Genomic DNA, 17554 nt, shown 5'->3' on the forward strand with positions numbered 1-17554 from the left:
CCCGGTTTCTTCGGGCTAGAGGCCCTGATTTCGCTTCTGGTCGAGCATGACGGCACCGACGATGAGGGCGCCCTTGAGGACCTGCTGGTAGTAGGACTGGATGCCCATGAGATCGAGGCCGTTGTTCATGACGCCGATGATGAGGGCGCCGATCAGTGTTCCCGTCACCCGGCCAACGCCGCCCGAAAGGCTGGTGCCGCCGATGACGACCGCCGCGATGGCATCGAGCTCGTAGGCGATGCCGGCCTGTGGCAGGGCCGAACCCGTGCGGGCCGAGAGGATCATGCCGGCAAGGCCCGACAGCGCACCCGAGATAACGTAGACCATGAAGCGGATGCGGCTGACGTTGAGGCCTGAGGTCTTGGCCGCATGCGGGTTGCCGCCGACGGCATAGATGTAGCGGCCGAAGCGCGTGCGGGTCAGGACCCACCAGGAGACGCCGAAGACCAGGGCGAGCAGGATGACTGGCATCGGGATGCCAAGGATGTTGCCCGTGCCGATCCAGCGGAATTCCGGGCTGAGGCCGGGCACCGGCTTGCCACCGCCATAGATCAGCGTGGCGCCGCGGGCGGCCGAGAGCATGCCGAGCGTCGCCACGAAGGCGGGCACGGAAAAGCGTGAGACGATGAAACCCACCAGCGCGCCGCAGGCAACGCCCACGAGAATGCCGGCTGCGAGCGCCACGACCATGGGATAGGGTGCACCGGCAATGCCTGCCGTTGCCGAACTGGTCACGAAGCTCGCGCTCACCATGCCGGCGAGTGCGACGACCGAGCCCACAGAAAGGTCGATGCCGCGTGTCAGGATGACGAAGGTCATGCCGATCGCGAGAATGCCATTGATCGACGTCTGGAGCAGTACGTTGGAAATGTTGCCCGGCGTCAGGAAGAATTCGTTCGACAATGCGAGAATGCCGACCAGCAGCAGGAAGGCGAGGAAGATGCCGTATTCCTGCAGGATCAGCTTGCGGCGGTCGGAATTCAGCCAGCTGCTGGCGGTGTTGTTTTCTGCACTGGACACGGTGTCACCTCTTGCCATGCGGGGGTCGATGCGTCGCTTGGGGTCTCGTTTCCGTCAGGTCGACAGATGCACGAGGGACTGGGCATCGGTCTCGCGCCGGTCATGGATGCCGGCGGACCGTCCCTGGCGCATCACGAGGATGCGGTCGGACATTCCCAGAATTTCGTCGATTTCGGAGGAGATCATCACGACCGTGCCGCCGGCCGCGGCAAAATCGCAGATGACGCGGTAGATCTCGCGCTTGGCGCCCACATCGACGCCGCGGGTCGGCTCGTCGAGCAGCAGCACGCGCGGCTGGCGCAGGAACCACTTGCCGAGCACGACCTTTTGCTGGTTGCCGCCCGACAGGCCGGAGACCGGCATCGTGTCTCGCGCCGCCTTGATGGCAAAGCGGGCGATCATGTCGGCGCTGGCGGCCTGCTCGTTGCTCTTGCGCATCACGAAGGCCGGGCTCATTTCCGGCAGGCTGGCCAGGCAGATATTGTTGCGCACGCTGTCCGTCAGGTTGAGGCCCGTGACCTTGCGATCCTCGGTGACAAAGGCGATGCCCTCTGCCATGGCGTCGGACGGCTGGCGGATCGTCACGGCCGTGCCGTCGAGGCGGATGTCGCCCGCCGACGGGCGATCCATGCCGAAAAGACAATTGAAGATTTCTGTGCGCCCCGAGCCCATCAGCCCGTAGATGCCGAAAATCTCGCCCTTGTGGGCGGTAAACGAGATGTCTTCGATCTTGCCGGGGGCCGACAGGCCCGTCACCTCAAGGCCGGCGATCTCGGTCGGCGTGTTGGTCTTGATATACTCCTCGCCGAGCTCGCGGCCGACGATCATCCGGATGAGGCCGGGCCGATCGATGTCGGCAAGTTTGCCGGCTCCGACGAAGCCGCCGTCGCGGAACACCGTGTAGCTGTCGGCGATCTGGAAGATCTCCGAAAGACGGTGCGAGACATAGACGATGCCCTTGCCCTCTGCCTTCAGGCGCTCGATCGCAGAAAAAAGGTGCTGTGCCTCCTTTTCGCCGATCGCCGATGTCGGCTCGTCCATGAAGATGACGTCTGCCTCGTGGCTCAGCGCCTTGGCGATCTCGACCAGCTGCATCTGCGCGACCGAGAGGTTCATCATGTATTGCGTGGCGGAAATGCTGAACTCGAGGCGGTCGAGCAGCGCCTGCGCATTGCGGTTCATCGTCTTGAAATCGATGCCGCCGAAGCGGGCGGAGGGCTCGCGGCCGAGATAGATGTTTTCCGCCACTGTCATGTGCGGAACCGGGCTCAGCTCCTGCTCAATGATGGCGATGCCGGAGCGAAGCGCTTCGGCCGGATTGCCGAATTCCACCGGGTTGCCGCGATGCAGGATCGTGCCGCCGTCGCGCTTGTGGATGCCCATGAGGATGGAAAGGAACGTCGATTTGCCTGCGCCGTTGCCGCCGCACAGCGCGTGCACCGAGCCGGCTTCCAGCTCAAAGCGGCCGTCGCGAAGTGCGGCAACGCCGCCAAAGGACTTTTTCAGGCCTTCCACTTTCAAAAGCGGACCCATGCATTCCTCCACGCATTTCCGCGACACTCCCTCATCGCGCTTTACAAAATATGTTTATCTATCGACAAATGTCAATCGTAAGAAATGACAAACGATCTTCACCGTTTGTCATTTGTAAGAGTGTAGGGTGCCTTATGCGGGTATCTTGCTGTTACGCCTCGCTTTTCGCGCCGTGACCTAAATCGGGATGTAAGCGTGATCGGGCTTTTTCCGGAGGCGCATCGCGCCCATGCAGGCAGTGGTCATCCGCCAGTTCCTGCCGCTGGGTGGGGCGGGATTTGTATTGCCCTCTGTCGGTGGGGACCGCGGAGGCAGGTGGTGTTGGCGATGTGGAGGCGAAAATGTCAGGGGTCCAAAGAGCCCCCCTGCATCTCAAAGAGCGATTATTCGAGTGCCGATCCGGGTAACGGATCGGTGGTTCTGCTCTCTTCAAGAGCCGTTTTATTGTTCAGTGTCGTGCCTCGGTTTGAGTGTATTGAGGGATGGTCAGCTCTCGATCGCTTCCAGGTTCACTCTTCGATGAACCGCCCAGTTTGTTTCTGGATCGCTGCTATCGCCAGAAGCTGATGGGTCAGGCCCGGCATGGCTGCGGGGAACCGGCCGTCAAGGGCCGCGGTTCGACGGTAAAGCCGGCGGCCCGGCCACTGACGGCCGCGTGGATGCGCTCGGCCCGGTCGATGGATCCTGCGACGACGACGGGTTTGACAACGGTGTTGCAGACGGCCCTGATCAGTTCCGCGGCGTCGACATCGGCACGATAGGCAAGGAGGTCGAGGCCATGCACGCCGTCGCGGCTTGCAAGGTCTCGGGCGCTTGCGACGATCTCCATCATCGACCCCTCGAGAATGCTCGGGTGCCCGGTTATGCGACCGGGGAACGGATAGTATCGCAGGCCGCTTGCCTCGATGAGGGGAAGCACATCGTCCACATGGGTGCCGCCAAGGAGATAGTCGACCCCGAGCGTGAGGGCGGCGTGCACCGATGCGATCTCGCTGTCTCTGTCGAGCGAAACCACCTCGAGGTAACTTTTTGCACCCGCCTGCTGGATTTCCCGGTTCAGGTCGGTAAGCGCCGACAGGGGCAGGCCGATATCCTTGAATCCGATGTGACGAACGCCCGCCGAAAGTACTGCTGGTAGTTGCTCCCGCGCGTCCGGGATCGTCCGGTCGTTGCGGGTCAGCATGAAGATGAAGTCTGTGTCGGACATGTCAGTTCTCCCGTTCGGATGACGCCCTTGTCAGTCGGCAGGCGTAGTCGATTGCTGTTTCGAGGCTTCCCGGATCGGCAATGCCCTGGCCTGCGATATCGAAGGCGGTGCCATGGTCTGGGCTTGTGCGTATGAAGGGCAGGCCAAGCGTGATATTCACGCCCTTTTCCAGCCCCAGATATTTGACCGGGATGAGCCCCTGGTCGTGGTACTGCGCGACGACCACGTCGAAGCGGCCATTTCGCGCTTGCATGAACACCGTATCGCCCGGCCAGGGGCCGCTGGCGTCAATGCCCTCCGCGCGGGCTGCCGCAATGGCGGGGGCGATGATGCGGATTTCCTCGTCGCCAAAGAGGCCGCCTTCGCCGGCATGCGGATTGAGTCCCGCGACCGCGATACGGGGATGGGCGATACCCAGGGCACGGCCGCCCTGGTGGGCGAGGCGGATTGCGGACATCTGCGCTGGGAAATCCGCCCGGCGGATCGCATCGGCGAGCGAGCAGTGGATCGTCACCAGAACGGTGCGGATGTCGTCATTGGCGAGCATCATCGCCACGCGCATCGCGCCGCCTCTGTCCGCGAGGATTTCCGTGTGGCCGGGGTAGGAAAGCCCGGCCTGAGCCAGTGCTTCCTTGTGGATTGGTGCCGTGACAATTCCAGCGACCGCACCTGACCTGGCAAGGTCGATCGCCGCAACGATAGCATTATAGGCCAAGCGGCCGCTGACGGCGCTGACCGTACCGAGCGGGGGTGGCGTTTCAACCCTGGACGAGGCGAGGACGTTCAGGGAGCCTTCCGGCTTTGCATCGGCGACCGTATCGATTTCGTTCAGGCGCAGCCCGCTGCCGAACCTGGCGATCGCCTTCGCCAGAACAGCCGGATCGCCGACGACGACGTTGTGACGCAAATCGGCACGGGCAAGGAGCGTCTTCGCGAGGATCTCCGGTCCAATACCCGACGGGTCGCCCATGGTAATGGCAAGAGGCCGTAGAATGGTTTTCATGTGGACTTCCTTCCCATCTGAAGGATGGCATTTGCGGCATTGCACAAGGTCATGACCGAACCGAAACCGCCTGCTTTCATGGCAAGCAGTATCGGTCGTCCGTTCGAAAGGCGCGCGCAGCCAAGCGGGAACCCGGGCTCGAGTTCCTTGACCAGGGTGAACGTATGGATGGAAAGCCGCTCCATAAGCGCACTCATCGTTTCTCCGCCGGTCGCGACGATGGCGTCGTACCATTGCCGCGACAGCGCGATGTCCGCCTCGTCCACCAGTGCGCAGAGGACTTTCGACGGATCCGCCGTGCGAGCGCGCGGGGCATGGATGCACGCGACGGATGCCGTTTTAGCGATGCCTTCGGCTCTGTCGGCGACCGAGGCGCCAGTCGCGGCCAGTGCCTCGTATTGGGCGTGGCTGAGATGATTTGCGCTGCCAACGAGGACGAGAATGCGACGCGGAGCGTTTGGGGGCGTGAAGGTCTGGCGATCGGGCGATTGGCCGACGACCGCGGCCAGGGCCTCGGCCATGCCCGGGGATCCGACCCACAGAGCCGGGCCGTGTTTCGCAATCTCTGCAATCCGGCGATTCAGCAGGATCTGGCTGTGTGCATCGACGACGATGATCGAAGCGCCAGCAATGTGCTTCCCGATATCGCTGTCGGTTGCGCTAACGGGAACCGTTGCCATTCGGCCAAGATCGGGTGCGATCAGATCTGCAATCAGCGATGCGCGCGCAGGATGAACTGGGTCGTGGCCATAGGCGGTCTGTGCGACCGGCACACCGTGCAGGAGCTGGATACCGTCAACCGTGGTGCGTCCCGCGGTCGGAAATGCCGGAGCGATTACCAGCCGTGGCCGACCACTGGCCTTGAACGCCGCGGCAATTTCCGCACGAATGTGACCGCGCAGGGTGGAATCGATTGTCTTGTAGAGGTGCCGGTAGCCGGCAAGCGACGCGATCGCCTGCCCGGTTGCACGCATGGCATCGGCCTCTTCCATGAGCCGGCTGCCGGTATCGACGGCGACGACCGGTGCACCGACGCTCGCCTGCCGCTGCCGGCGGACGAGTGGTTGATAGCCGTACGTCAAGAAGGCGCCGGCTCCATCTGCAGCGCTCGTCAGGTCATCGGCGACGATGCCGACATGTTCGTTCTGGTCAATGATCTCTTCCATGAACCCTGGATATCAGCGGGTAAGCGGAAGAAAAATCGATATGATCTGACGAATACTGGTGATATTATATCACCAATGAAACGGTCGGACCTTTCCTCTCTCGATGACCTGCACGCGTTCGAGACCGTGGCGCGCCTCGGTTCCGTGCGCGCGGCGGCCGCCGATCTCAACCTCACCCATGGTGCTGTCAGCCGACGTGTGTCGAACCTGTCAGATCATCTCGGTATAAGGCTGCTGGAACCCGACGGCCGCGGCCTGCGGTTGACGAAGGAGGGCGTGCGATTGGCGCAAGCCGCGACCGATGCCCTGTCGCTGGTTTCGGCCGCATTGGAGGATATCCGCAAAGTCGAGACATCGCCGCCGATTGTCGTTTCCTGCGAGCGATCTGTTGCCATGCGCTGGCTGATCCCGCGGCTGTCGGAATTCCAGGACCGCCATCCGGATATCGACCTTCATCTGTCCGTCGGGGGCGGCAGTTTCGATTTTGCGCGCGAACGCATCACGCTGGCCATCCGCCGACTGGATTTCGCGATCGATCCGCGGTGGCATGTCGAGCGCATGATTGCCGAGGAAGTCGGGCCCGTCATGCACCCCGACATGGCGGAGCGGTTTTCTGCCGGCAACTATGTTGCGCTCGCTGCAAAGACCCGGCCCGACGCCTGGAGCAAATGGTCCGCAGCCTGCCCGAATGCGCCAAAGCCGCGATCGACACGCTGGTTCGATCATCACTTCCTGATGGTGGAGGCGGCGGCCAGTGGGCTGGGCGTTGCCATGTGCCCGAAGATTGTCGCCATTGACGACATCCGCAAGGGCCGTCTCGTCGCGCCGATGGGCTTCCAGCCGGATGGTTCGCACTACGGCATCATTCGCGCGCCCTCCGTCGAGCCAACCCCATCCCTCGACACATTCGTTTCATGGCTTCTTGCTGGTTTTAACGCTTCCTAAAAACGTCGCAGGTCCCGTACGGGAGCACCCACCGACAAGGCCGGCCGGAGATGTTTTCATCGCCGACCGCCTGAAAGAAATACCGCCAGGTCAAGTCGAGGTTAAGCGCTCTGGCTGGCTCCCAGGAACGGTGCGGATTCCTGGACATGAATCACCGTCGGCCCATCTGCGGCAAAAGCGGCTTTCACCGCGGCTTCCAGCTCTGCAAAACTTTGGGGCTCGGCCGTATGGCAGCCATAGGCTTCGGCGAGCTTGACGAAATCCGGATTGTGCTGGTTGACGCCAATGGTCGGGATGTCGCGGGCGATCATGCCGTCGCGGATCTGGGCGAGGCTGTTGTTGTTCCAGAGAATGATGGCGAGTGGCAGCTTGTTTTCCACGGCGGTGCCGAGTTCCTGCAGCGTGAACTGGAAACCGCCGTCGCCGACGATGACGGCGACCGGCGTTTTCGGGCTCGCGATCTTGCCGCCGATGGCCGCGGGAAGGGCATAACCCAGCGTGCCGAAGCCGGCGGGGAAATGCCAGGTGCGCGGCAGGGCGCTGCGGTAGAAGGCGTAGCCGGTATAGGCGAGCTGCGTCATGTCGGTGTAGATCACGCCATCGTCGGGGATGGCGTTGCGCAGGCTGTCGAGCACGCGCACATGTTTCTGCTCAAGTTGGCTCAGCCCGGCGCGCTCGGCTGCGCGCAGTTCGGCGATGGCGTTGCTTTCCCTGAAGCCCGCGGCTGGCGCGACCGTCTCAGTGATCGCGGCGAGCGCCAGCTTCGAATCCGCCTCCATCGCGACATCGACATCATAGTCGCGCACCAGCGTTGCCGGGTCGATGTCGATGCGGATGATTTTGCCGGTCATCGGCAGCCGGCCGTCGAGCCAGATGTCGGGCTCGGCAAGCTCGGTGCCGACGAGCAGCACGGCGTCAGCGTCGTGCACGAAAGCCTGGGTCGCGGGGCGGTCGACCGTCACCTCCAGGGCGAGCGGGTGGTCGTCGGGCAGGATGCCCTTGGCGGCGATGGTCGGCACCACGGCCGCGCCGATCTTTTCCGCGAGCGCCTTCACCTCGGCGGCGGCCGAGACTGCGCCGCCGCCGGCAAGGATGACCGGGCGTTTGGCCGAATTGAGAATGGCGGCGGCGGCTTCGACCTGCGCGCCATCGGGGGCGCGGCGGCGGGCGGTGGTGCGGCGGCTCGCCAGCCTGTCGTCCGGCGCCTTGAAGACGTCGAGCGGGATCGAGAGATGGACGGGGCGCGGGCGGCCGCTTTCGAAGAGGGCGAAGGCGCGGGCAATGTATTCGCGCACCTGCTCGGGGCTGGTGGCGGTTTCGGAGAAGGCGGTGAGGGGGCGGGTGACGGCCGACTGGTCGGTGATCTCGTGCAGCGTGCCACGGCCCATGCCGAGGTCCTTGTTGGCGGCGACCGACGTGATGACCAGCATCGGCACGCTGTCGGAATAGGCCTGGCCGATGGGCGTTGCGGCATTGGTGACGCCGGGGCCGGAGATCAGCACGCAGACGCCCGGCTTGCCGGACATGCGGGCATAACCGTCGGCCATGAAGCCGGCGCCCTGTTCATGGCGCACGCCGATATGGCGGATGCCGGCGGCGTCCATGCCGCGATAGGCTTCGAGCGTGTGCACGCCCGGCATGCCGAACACGGTGTCGACGCCATAGGCTTTGAGAATCTGCATCAGGCGGCTGCCGCAGGAAATGGTCTCGTTCATGGAAAAAATCCGTTCGGAAAAGCGGTGTCAGGGTTTGGCGGCGTCTTCGAGGCCCATCCAGATCGAGCCGTATTCGTCGGCGACGACCATCAGGCTCGCGCCGAGGTTTTGCGCGAAGGCGCGCTCGCTGCGCGACCAGGCGGGCATGATCCAGGGTTTGCCGGCTTTCGCGGCGGCATCCGCGATCGTCTTGAGATCGGCCTTGTCGGCATCCGTGTTGCGATAGGCGCCGCGGCCGGAATCGAGCGAGAGGTCGCTCGGGCCGACGAAGAGGCCGTCGACGGTCGGCAGCGCGAGGATCGCCTCGACATCCTTCAGCGCGGCGGCCGACTCGATCATCGGATAGCAGCGCGTCCTGGCGTTCTCGTTGTCGTAGTACTCCGGCTTCACGCCGCCGTAGCGGGCGGGGCGGGTGCCGGAAAAACTGCGCGTGCCGAGTGTCGGATACTTTGCGGAGGCGGTGACGCGGCGGGCGTGCTCGACATCGCCGATATGGGGGATGATGACGCTGTCGGCACCCATATCGAGCGCCTGCTGGATCGGGATCGCTCCCGGCCCGAGCACCTTGGCGTGCATGGTCATACCGAGCGCCTTGCCGAGCGCGAGGATGCGGTCGAGGGCTTCGAGGTCGAACAGCCCGTGCTCGATATCGAGCACCACATGGCGGTAGCCGATGTCATGGGCGATCTCCATCATCGCCTGGTGCGGCGTGGAGAGCCAGACGGCGAGATTGTTCAGCGCGTCAGCCATGGGCGGCTCCATCCCTGTTGTGCCGCTCGGCGATCATGGCGGCGATATCGACGAGGTCCTGCAATTTCGCGCCGTCGCGGATGCGCGCAACCCAGCTTCCCTCATCCTCCTGGTCGGCGAGGGCGACGTCGGCAATGCCGGCGACCTCGGCGGGCGGCAGGACGAGGATGCCGCAATCGTCAGCGAGGATCGCATCGCCGGGATTGACGGTGACGCCGCCGCAGGAGACGGGGATGTTGTAGCCGCCGCCGAGATTGAGCAGTTTTGTGGTGATCGGCGAGACGCCGCGCGCCCAGGTCGGAACGCCGGCCTCGATGATGGCGGCGGGGTCGGTGATCATGCCGTCGACGATGACGGCAGCAAGGCCGCGCTCCTTGGCGACCGCCGCCATGAAGCCACCCCAGGCGGCGTGGCGCTCGTCGCCGGCCCGGTCGATGACGAGGATGTCGCCGGGGCGCACCCGGTCCATCGCGTGGTAGAGCAGGGTGGAATCGGGGCCGGGGATCGAAACGGTCTGGGCGGTGCCGGCGATGCGCACGCCGTCGATCAGCGGGCGCAGGTCGTTGCGCATGAAACGGTCGTGCAGGTAGTGGCCGACGGTCGCCGCCTCGACGCGGGCGAAGCGGGCGAGAAGGCCGGCGTCGAGCTGCGGTGCGGGATCGGCGATCCGGTAGGATTTGATCGACATGATGGAAATGCGTCCTATTGCGTGAGAAGTCTGATGGCGGAGGGGGCGCAGGCAAGCGTGCCCGGCTCTCCGGTTCGGGGAGGCGGCGGGCCGTCGCCGTTTCGGACCCGGGCGTGGAGGCGCGTGCCGTCGGGGAGCGCCAGGCCGTAGACGGTGTCGGTGCCGATGTAGACGGCTTCGCTGACCGTGCCGGAAAAGCGGATCGCCCCGCCGGCCTCGCCCGCGACGAAGTGCAGGGCTTCCGGGCGGATCGCGAGGGCGCAGGCATCCCCGGCGTTGAGGGGCAGGGTGCAAGGCATTTCGAAGCGGCCGCCAGCGGCTTCGACGATGAGGTCCTCGCCGTTGCGGCCGAGAACGCGCGCGTCGATCAGGTTCATGTCGCCGATGAAGCCGGCGGTGAAGCGGTTGGCGGGGCGCTCGTAGATGTCCGAGGGGCCGCCGACCTGCTGGACGGTGCCGTTGTTCATGACCGCGATGCGGTCCGACATGGTCAGAGCCTCTTCCTGGTCGTGCGTGACGAAGATGAAGGTGATGCCGAGCTTGCGCTGCATGTCCTTCACCTCCATCTGCATCTCGCGTCGAAGCTTGAGATCGAGTGCGCCGAAGGGTTCGTCGAGCAGCAGCACGGAGGGGCGGTTGATCAGCGCGCGGGCGAGCGCCACGCGCTGCTGCTGGCCGCCGGACAGGGCGGACGGTTTGCGGTCGACGGCGTGCGCCATGTGCACGCTTTCGAGCGCCGCCTTGACGCGCTGGCGGATCTCGTCCTTGCCGACACCCTTCACCGAAAGGCCGAAGCCGACATTCTCGCCGACGGTGAGATGCGGGAAGAGCGCGTAGCTCTGGAACACGGTGTTGACGTTGCGCTGGTGGGCGGGAATGCCGGTGACGTCCTTGCCGTCGAGCAGCAGGCGGCCGGAGGTCGGCTCCTCGAAGCCGGCGATCATGCGCAGCGTCGTCGTCTTGCCGCAGCCGGAGGGGCCGAGGAAGGTGAAGAACTCGCCCGCCCGGATGGAAAGGTTCATCCGGTCGACGGCGTAGGTCGTCTCGCCGCCGGCCGTGCCGAAGGCTTTTCGGATATCGATCAGTTCGATGGCGGCACGGCTTTCGCCGGCCGTCCCTGTCGTGGTGTCAGGCGGCATATCGTTCAGAACTCGTGATGGAAGGGGAGGGGCGGCCGGAGGTTTCGAGCCGGCCGCCGCAAGCGCTTTACTGGGCGGTCTTCACCTTGGTCCAGCCGTCCTGGTAGAGTTTCGTCGCGTCACCCACGTCGAGGATGAAGTCGGCCTTCATCAGCTTGTCTTCCGCGGGATAGATGGCGGCGTTCTCCACGACTTCCTTCGGCAGCAGTTCCTTGGCCTTGTCGATCACCGTTGCGGACTTCGAAAGGTTCGCCGCCTTGGCGGCCACATCCGGGCGCATGATGTAGTCGATGAACTTGTAGGCTTCCTCGACATTTTTTGCCGAGGACGGAATGGCGAAACCGTCGATCCACATCGAGCCGCCTTCATCCGGCACGACATATTTGACCTTCGGGTTGGTCGCCATCACCTGGGCGATGGAACCGTTCCAGCCCTGCACGATGCAGGCTTCGCCCGAGGCGACGAGATCGCCGAAATTCGTGCTGTTGTAACCGCCGAGCACCTTCTTCTGCTCGATGAGCGACTGGGTCGCCTTTTCGATTTCCGCGGGCGTGGTGGTGCCGGCCTTGAAGCCGTTGACCTGGAGGCCGGCGATATAGGCGGCCAGCATGTTGTCGAGCATGTAGATGCGGCCTTCATACTGCGGATCCCACAGCGCCTTCCAGCTCGTCGGCGGCGTCTTCACGCAGTCCTCGTTATAGGCAAAGCCCGTCGTGCCCCAGATATACGGTACGGACCATTTCTGGCCGGGATCGTAGGAGACGTCCTTGAACGGCGCGCCGAGATTGCCGAGGTTCGGGATTTTCGCGTGGTCGAGTTCCTTGAGCAAGCCCTGCTTGGCGAGCACCTGCACGGTGTACTGGCTCGGCTCGATGAGGTCGTAGCCGCTGGCGCCGGCCGAAAGCTTCGCCATCATCGTTTCGTTGGAATCGTAGGTGTCGAAGGTGACGGTGATGCCGGTCTCCTTCGCAAAATCGTCGACGATCTCCTGCGGCACTTCGCCGGACCAGGCATAGATGTTGAGTTCGGTGGCCGAGGCGCCCGACGCGAAGGCGATCAGGCTGACCGAGGCAAGAAGGGTTCTCCAGTTTTTCATTATCGCATTCCCCATTTTGGTTGGTGGTTATGATGGTTTGCGGACCGTCTTGAGATAGCGTCCCATGACGACCAGGATGACGATGACGTTGACGGCGATCAGCATGGCGCCGAGCGCGTTGATCTTGGGCGTAAGGCCGGTTTTCAGCGCGGCGTAGATCTGGATCGGCAGCGGCGTGGAGCCGACGCCGGAGACGAAGGTCGAGACGACGAAATTGTCGAAGGAGATGACCGCGCAGAGCAGGAAGGCCGAGAGGATGGCCGGAGCGAGCAAAGGCAGCGTCACCCGCAGGAAGGCTTGCCGGCCGTTGGCGCCGAGATCGGCGGCGGCCTCGTCGAGACGCGGATCGAGACCCGAGGCGGCGGCGCGCACGATGAGGAAGCTGAAGGGGATCGATACCAGCACATGGCCGGCAATCAACGTGCCGTAGCCAAGCGGAACGCCGGTCCAGACGGTTGCGACGAGGAGGCCGACGGCGAGCACGATCTCCGGCAGCACGAGCGGGGCGATGACGAGCGTCGAGAAGAGGTTCTTGCCGGCGAAAGGCCGCTTGACGACGGCGAGCGCGGCGCTCGCGCCGATGGCGGTGGCAAGCGCGGCCGAGGCGACGGCGACGATGACGCTGACCTGCAAGCCGGCACGTAGGCCGCGGTCGCCCAGCGCTTCGGCGAACCAGGCGAGCGAAAAACCTTCCCAGATCACCGTCGAGCGGCCGGCATTGAAGGCGTAGACGACGAGGACGACGAGCGGCGCAAAGAGGAAGATATAGCCGACGAGCGTTGCGGCCGGGACGTAGAGCGAAAGAACCTTCTTCATGCCCGTGCCTCCTCGACCGAGCGCAGCACGCGCATGTAGCAGACGATGATGACCGAGGAGATGGCGAGCAGCACGACGGAGACGGCGGCCCCCAGCGGGATGTTGCGGAAATCGAGGAAGAGCTGGACGATGAGGTTGCCGAGAATGATGCTCTTGCCGCCGCCGAGCAGGACCGGGATGGCATAGACGCCCATGGCCGGCACGAAGACGAAGAGGATCGCTGCCATGACGCCCGGCAGAGACAGCGGGAAGGTGACGCGCCAGAAGGATTGCAGCGGCGTCGCGCCGAGATCGTCGGCGGCTTCGAGCAGGCGCTTGTCGAGGCCGTTCAGCGCGGCGTGGATCGGCAGCACCGTCGTCGGCAGGAAGGCGTAGAGCATGCCGACGAGCACGGCGGGATAGGTGCCGATCATGCGGATCGGCTGTTCGACCAAACCGAGGCCGAGAAGCGCGCTGTTGATCGTGCCGCTCCGGCCGAGCAGCACCATCCAGGCCGACATGCGCACGATGAAATCGATCCAGAACGGGATGAGCAGCAGCGCGAGCAGGATGCCGGCGTAGCGGCCGGCGCGTAGCGCGATGAAATAGGCGATGGGATAGCCGACCAGCAGGCAGACGAAGGTGGAGACGGCGGCAAGCTGAAGCGAGTTGACGAAGATCGGCACATAGATGGCCTGGAAAAGCTCGCGGTAACTCGCCAGCGTGAAGCCGAATTTTGCACCGCCATAAGTGTCCTGCTCGGCGAAGGAGAAGGCGATGACGATCAGGATCGGGATGACGAGGAGAAGGATGGCGCTGAGGAGGGACGGGGCGAGAAGCGCCAGCGTCACGAGGTTGCCGCGGCGCGCGGCGGTCACTTGCGGATCTCCACGCGGGCCTGGCGGGCGGGCTCGACCGGGCGGATGAGGTTCGTCGCGCTGACGGAAAGATGCGCACGCATCGCGGTCTCGGCCTGGTCCGGGTCGCGGCTCGTGAGTGCTTCGTGGATGACCACCATGTCCTTCAGGTCTTCGAAGAGCAGCGCCACCGGCATCCGCGAGACATAGAGGCTGCGCACCGAGAGCGCGTAGAGGCGGTTCAGCGCCTGCATCAGGGAAGTGTTGCCGGAGGCTTCGGCGATCAGCTTGTGCATCTCCTCATCGATGCCGAGATGCCATTCGATCTCCATGCGCTTTGCTTCGACACCGGCCCGCGCTTCCTCGATCAGCGCGGCGAGGCGATCGAGCTGGGCGTCGCTGATGCGCGTCGCGGCAAGGCGGGCGGCCCAGACTTCGGCCTGGAGGCGAAATTCCTGGAGCTGGAAGAAATCCGTCGCCGAGGTGGAGGAAACGAAATAGCCGCGCTGCGGCACCGCGAGCAGCAGGTCCTCCTGCGCCAGTCGCTGCAGCGCCTCGCGCAGCGGCGTGCGACCGACCGACAGGCGCTCCATGCATTCCTTCTCGTCGATCGGTGATCCCGGCAGCAGCTCGGCCTTGATGATGGCGGTGCGCAGCCCGTGATAGGCGACGTCGCTGAGGCGCATTTTCTTGGTGGAGAAGGGCTGCAAGGCTTGTCACTCCATAAAATATATTTTCAAGATATCGTCGAAATATTTCCTGTCAACGGCTCTCGATAAAATCCGATGAAAGTGACAGGCCGGAAAATCGGGCCATGCACGAAGCACCTGAGAGGGAAGGGTTTGGATGGGCAACCGACGACTTTGGCCGGGAGCGGGGCCCCTGGAAAGCAGTGGAGGCGAAGTCGTCGCTTGCGCAAACACCAGCGCTTACCAATGGTGCCAGCAACATTCCGTCCGGCTAGAGAGACGTGTTTTATCCCCCCGGCCGCGGCTTCATCGGCTGCGTGAACGGGTAGCTGCGGTGGGTGCGGATTGTCCCGGCGTCTGTTCCACGCCACAATGGGAGCGGAAGGCGTGGCTCCAAACCGCACCGGTGATCGCTCGCCTGCACCTTCCATCGAGTGAAACCCTGCCGGAGAAGAATGTGGCCACTCTCACCAGGATGCGTGAAGCCCAGAGCGCTGCAGACCCAAGACCCGGTCCGTTTTCCTCAAGCACACCGACCTTCGAGCACATCATCACCGGCATCGACGAAAGCTTTCTCTGGCGGCTCGATGACTATCCCTGGGAGCGCAACGTCTGGAATTTCCACCCGGAATTCGAGATCCATCTGATCCGCAAGGGCACGGGCATTGCCTTTGTTGGTGACTATATCGGCGCTTTTTCGGCGACCTATCTCACCGTCATCGGTAGCGACCTGCCGCATGACTGGGTGACGATGACGGCGCCGGGTGAGGTGATCGAGGGGCGGGACGTCGTGCTCCAGTTCCATCCCGACCGGATCCGCGAGGCGACACGGCTGATCCCGGAATTTGCCCAACTCGAGGATTTCTTCTCCCGCGCCCAGCGCGGCCTCGTCTTTCACGGTGAAACGCTGGCCAAGGGCGCCGACCTGGTCGAGCGCATGGGGGCGGAAAAGGGCGTCGCCCGCTTTGCCCTCTTCCTTCAGCTGCTCGACCTGCTCGGCACATCCAGCGACTATGACATTCTGTCTTCCCCGGAATATTCGCCGAAGCTCGATGCCGAGACGCTCGATGTCCTCCAGCGCGCCCTCGTCTTCATCTACCGCAACTTCGCAACCGATATCCGGCTTGCGGATGTCGCGGACCTTGCCGGCATGAGCGAAAGCGCCTTTTCCCGCTTCTTCAAGAAGAACACCGGCAACACCTTCACCGATCACGTCAACAAGCTGCGCATCTGGCAGGCCTGCAAGCTTCTGGCGGAAGGCGACATGCCGATTACCGACATCTGCTTTGAGGTCGGTTACATGAACATTTCCAATTTCAACCGCACCTTTCTGCGACAGCACCGCATGACGCCGTCGGCCTACCGCCGGCTGGCGCCCCATCGTCGCTCGCTTCGGGATGATCCCGCAGCAAGCCGATGAAACCTTGCGAAAACACGGTGTTATTTCTGCACTGCAGCATGCCATTTCGCATTAAAGTACAGAATTTCTGCATCAGGCACGCTAGTTCCCCCGGTTCTCTTCGCTAATATCAGCACCAGCGAAACTGTTCGCTGACAGATTGGCGCCGGCCCGAGGAGGTCGAGCCGCGCCGACCATAGAATCCTTAGGGGAGGTTCATCCATGACATCCGTGAAGACGCTCGCTTCGAGCATCGCCTATGCATGCCTTCTTGCCGGCTCGGTATCGTCGATCGCGCTGGCTGCGGAGTGCTCCGGCACGATCCGCATTCTTGCCCAGCCGCGCGACGGCCTGACGCTTCTGGAAGGCTACAGGGACGAGTTTACCAAGCTCTCCGGCGGCGCATCCTTCGAGATCGACTATCTCAACGAGAATGACCGGCGCGCCAAGACCAAGGCGGATGCCTCCACCATTGGCAAATACAACGTGTATTATGTCGATGAGGCGAACGTTGCGCTTTTCGCTTCCTCCGGCTGGGTCGTGCCGCTCACCGACTATTATCCCGAAGAATACGACTATACGGATTTCGACCCCGGCCGCCAGAAGGTCGCGACCTATGACGGCAAGGTCTGGTTCGCGCCCGTTACGGGCGGCGGCGACCTGATGGTCTACCGCAAGGACCTCCTGGAGGCAGCGGGTATCAAGCCGCCGACAACGCTCGATGAACTGAAGGACGCTGTCCAGAAACTGCACCAGCCGGACAAGGGCGTCTATGGCATTGCGCTGCGCGGCCAGCGCGGATCGGGTGCCAATGTCTGGCGCTGGATGCCCTATTTCAAGGGTTTCGGTGGGGAATGGTTCGACGGCAACACGCCCGCCTTCAACAGCGAGGCGGCCGTCAAGGCGACGCAGACCTATCTCGACCTCTTCAAATATTCCGCGCCCGGCACGCAGACCGGCAGCTGGGATGAATCGACCGGCGCCTTCCTTTCGGGCCAGGTCGCCATCCTGATCGAATCCACGCCGCTCGCCGGCCTCGCGATCGATCCGAAGACCTCGCAGGTCGTCGGCAAGGTCGGCTACCTGCCGCCCCCGACTCCCTTGACGGGCGGCGGCTACGGCCACGGCCTCGCCATCGGCACCAAGGCCAACCCGGACGATGCCTCCAAGGCCTGCGCCGGCCTCTTCATCGCCTGGGCGACATCGAAGGAGAACGAGAAGCGGCGCCTGGAGGCCAACCAGTTCGGCGAACTCAACCGCACCAGCATCATGGCGAGCGATGCCTTCGCCAAGCTCTACGGTCCGGACCTCGGCCAGGCCCTTGCCGATACCGGCAAGGTCACGGCTGTCAACTTCTGGCAGAGCGCGCTCTGGCCGGATCTCGGCGACCGCTGGGGTATCATCCTGGAGGAACTGATCACCGGTTCGCGTTCCGACATCAAGGAAGGCCTTGCCGAACTCGAAGGTTTCGCCAAGGACCTCGTCGCCCGCAGCCAGTAAACCTTTGAGCCGCGCGGCCGCTTTCGCCTCCCGAGATGGCGGCCGCGCGATC

The 17554-nt window shown here is 63.8% G+C and carries 16 protein-coding genes; 3 read left to right on the forward strand and 13 right to left on the reverse strand.

Translation table 11 applies throughout. The annotated features are described in order from the left end of the window. Positions 1-15: 15 nt before the first annotated feature. From AKG11_RS27720 to AKG11_RS27740, 5 genes are all read right to left on the reverse strand, one after another. Complete coding sequence (locus AKG11_RS27720) at positions 16-1020, reverse strand: ABC transporter permease (protein ID WP_050746265.1); 1005 nt, start codon at positions 1018-1020, stop codon at positions 16-18. A gap of 54 nt (positions 1021-1074) precedes the next feature. After that, positions 1075-2553, reverse strand: a complete 1479-nt coding sequence (locus AKG11_RS27725; RefSeq protein WP_023516242.1) for a sugar ABC transporter ATP-binding protein — start codon at positions 2551-2553, stop codon at positions 1075-1077. A gap of 571 nt (positions 2554-3124) precedes the next feature. Next, positions 3125-3760 (reverse strand): 4-hydroxythreonine-4-phosphate dehydrogenase, encoded by a 636-nt coding sequence (locus AKG11_RS27730; RefSeq protein ID WP_245290256.1) that lies wholly within the window; start codon positions 3758-3760, stop codon positions 3125-3127. Between the two features lies 1 nt (position 3761). Then, positions 3762-4763: a 4-hydroxythreonine-4-phosphate dehydrogenase PdxA gene (gene pdxA, locus AKG11_RS27735; RefSeq protein WP_050746234.1), complete on the reverse strand. Its 1002-nt coding sequence runs from the start codon at positions 4761-4763 to the stop codon at positions 3762-3764. Further along, a complete protein-coding gene (locus AKG11_RS27740) occupies positions 4760-5929 on the reverse strand; it encodes a four-carbon acid sugar kinase family protein (protein WP_050746235.1) in 1170 nt (389 codons plus the stop codon). The genes pdxA and AKG11_RS27740 overlap by 4 nt, the downstream gene beginning before the upstream one ends. Positions 5930-6004: 75 nt before the next feature. On the opposite strand from AKG11_RS27740, the gene AKG11_RS27745 reads away from it, so the two are divergent. Continuing rightward, positions 6005-6874 carry a LysR substrate-binding domain-containing protein gene (locus AKG11_RS27745; RefSeq protein ID WP_050746236.1) on the forward strand — a complete coding sequence of 290 codons (870 nt, stop codon included), beginning with the start codon at positions 6005-6007 and terminating at the stop codon, positions 6872-6874. Positions 6875-6975: 101 nt separating this feature from the next. Here the strand turns inward: AKG11_RS27745 and AKG11_RS27750 are convergent, their stop codons facing one another. From AKG11_RS27750 to AKG11_RS27785, 8 genes are all read right to left on the reverse strand, one after another. Further along, entirely contained in the window at positions 6976-8589 is a 1614-nt protein-coding gene (locus AKG11_RS27750; protein WP_050746237.1) for a 5-guanidino-2-oxopentanoate decarboxylase, read from the reverse strand. A 27-nt stretch (positions 8590-8616) separates the two neighbouring features. Then, positions 8617-9339, reverse strand: coding sequence for an HpcH/HpaI aldolase family protein (locus AKG11_RS27755; RefSeq protein WP_050746238.1), 723 nt, complete (start codon positions 9337-9339; stop codon positions 8617-8619). Further along, entirely contained in the window at positions 9332-10027 is a 696-nt protein-coding gene (locus AKG11_RS27760) for an RraA family protein (RefSeq protein ID WP_050746239.1), read from the reverse strand. The genes AKG11_RS27755 and AKG11_RS27760 overlap by 8 nt, the downstream gene beginning before the upstream one ends. A gap of 14 nt (positions 10028-10041) precedes the next feature. Further along, entirely contained in the window at positions 10042-11166 is a 1125-nt protein-coding gene (locus AKG11_RS27765) for an ABC transporter ATP-binding protein (protein WP_050746240.1), read from the reverse strand. A gap of 67 nt (positions 11167-11233) precedes the next feature. Next, entirely contained in the window at positions 11234-12262 is a 1029-nt protein-coding gene (locus tag AKG11_RS27770; protein WP_050746241.1) for an ABC transporter substrate-binding protein, read from the reverse strand. 27 nt (positions 12263-12289) lie between these two features. Further along, entirely contained in the window at positions 12290-13078 is a 789-nt protein-coding gene (locus AKG11_RS27775; RefSeq protein WP_050746242.1) for an ABC transporter permease, read from the reverse strand. After that, positions 13075-13935 carry an ABC transporter permease gene (locus AKG11_RS27780; protein WP_023515415.1) on the reverse strand — a complete coding sequence of 287 codons (861 nt, stop codon included), beginning with the start codon at positions 13933-13935 and terminating at the stop codon, positions 13075-13077. The genes AKG11_RS27775 and AKG11_RS27780 overlap by 4 nt, the downstream gene beginning before the upstream one ends. Next, positions 13932-14624 (reverse strand): GntR family transcriptional regulator, encoded by a 693-nt coding sequence (locus AKG11_RS27785; protein WP_050746243.1) that lies wholly within the window; start codon positions 14622-14624, stop codon positions 13932-13934. Before AKG11_RS27785 ends, AKG11_RS27780 begins: the two co-directional genes overlap by 4 nt. A 436-nt stretch (positions 14625-15060) precedes the next feature. Here AKG11_RS27785 and AKG11_RS27790 point away from each other — a divergent pair, with 436 nt between their 5' ends. Together AKG11_RS27790 and AKG11_RS27795 are read left to right on the forward strand one after the other, a co-directional pair. Next, entirely contained in the window at positions 15061-16023 is a 963-nt protein-coding gene (locus AKG11_RS27790) for an AraC family transcriptional regulator (protein ID WP_371260157.1), read from the forward strand. 201 nt (positions 16024-16224) lie between these two features. Next, positions 16225-17502, forward strand: coding sequence for an ABC transporter substrate-binding protein (locus AKG11_RS27795; protein WP_082342712.1), 1278 nt, complete (start codon positions 16225-16227; stop codon positions 17500-17502). Positions 17503-17554: the final 52 nt, after the last annotated feature.

Source organism: Shinella sp. SUS2, from assembly GCF_001262505.1.
Lineage (GTDB): Bacteria > Pseudomonadota > Alphaproteobacteria > Rhizobiales > Rhizobiaceae > Shinella.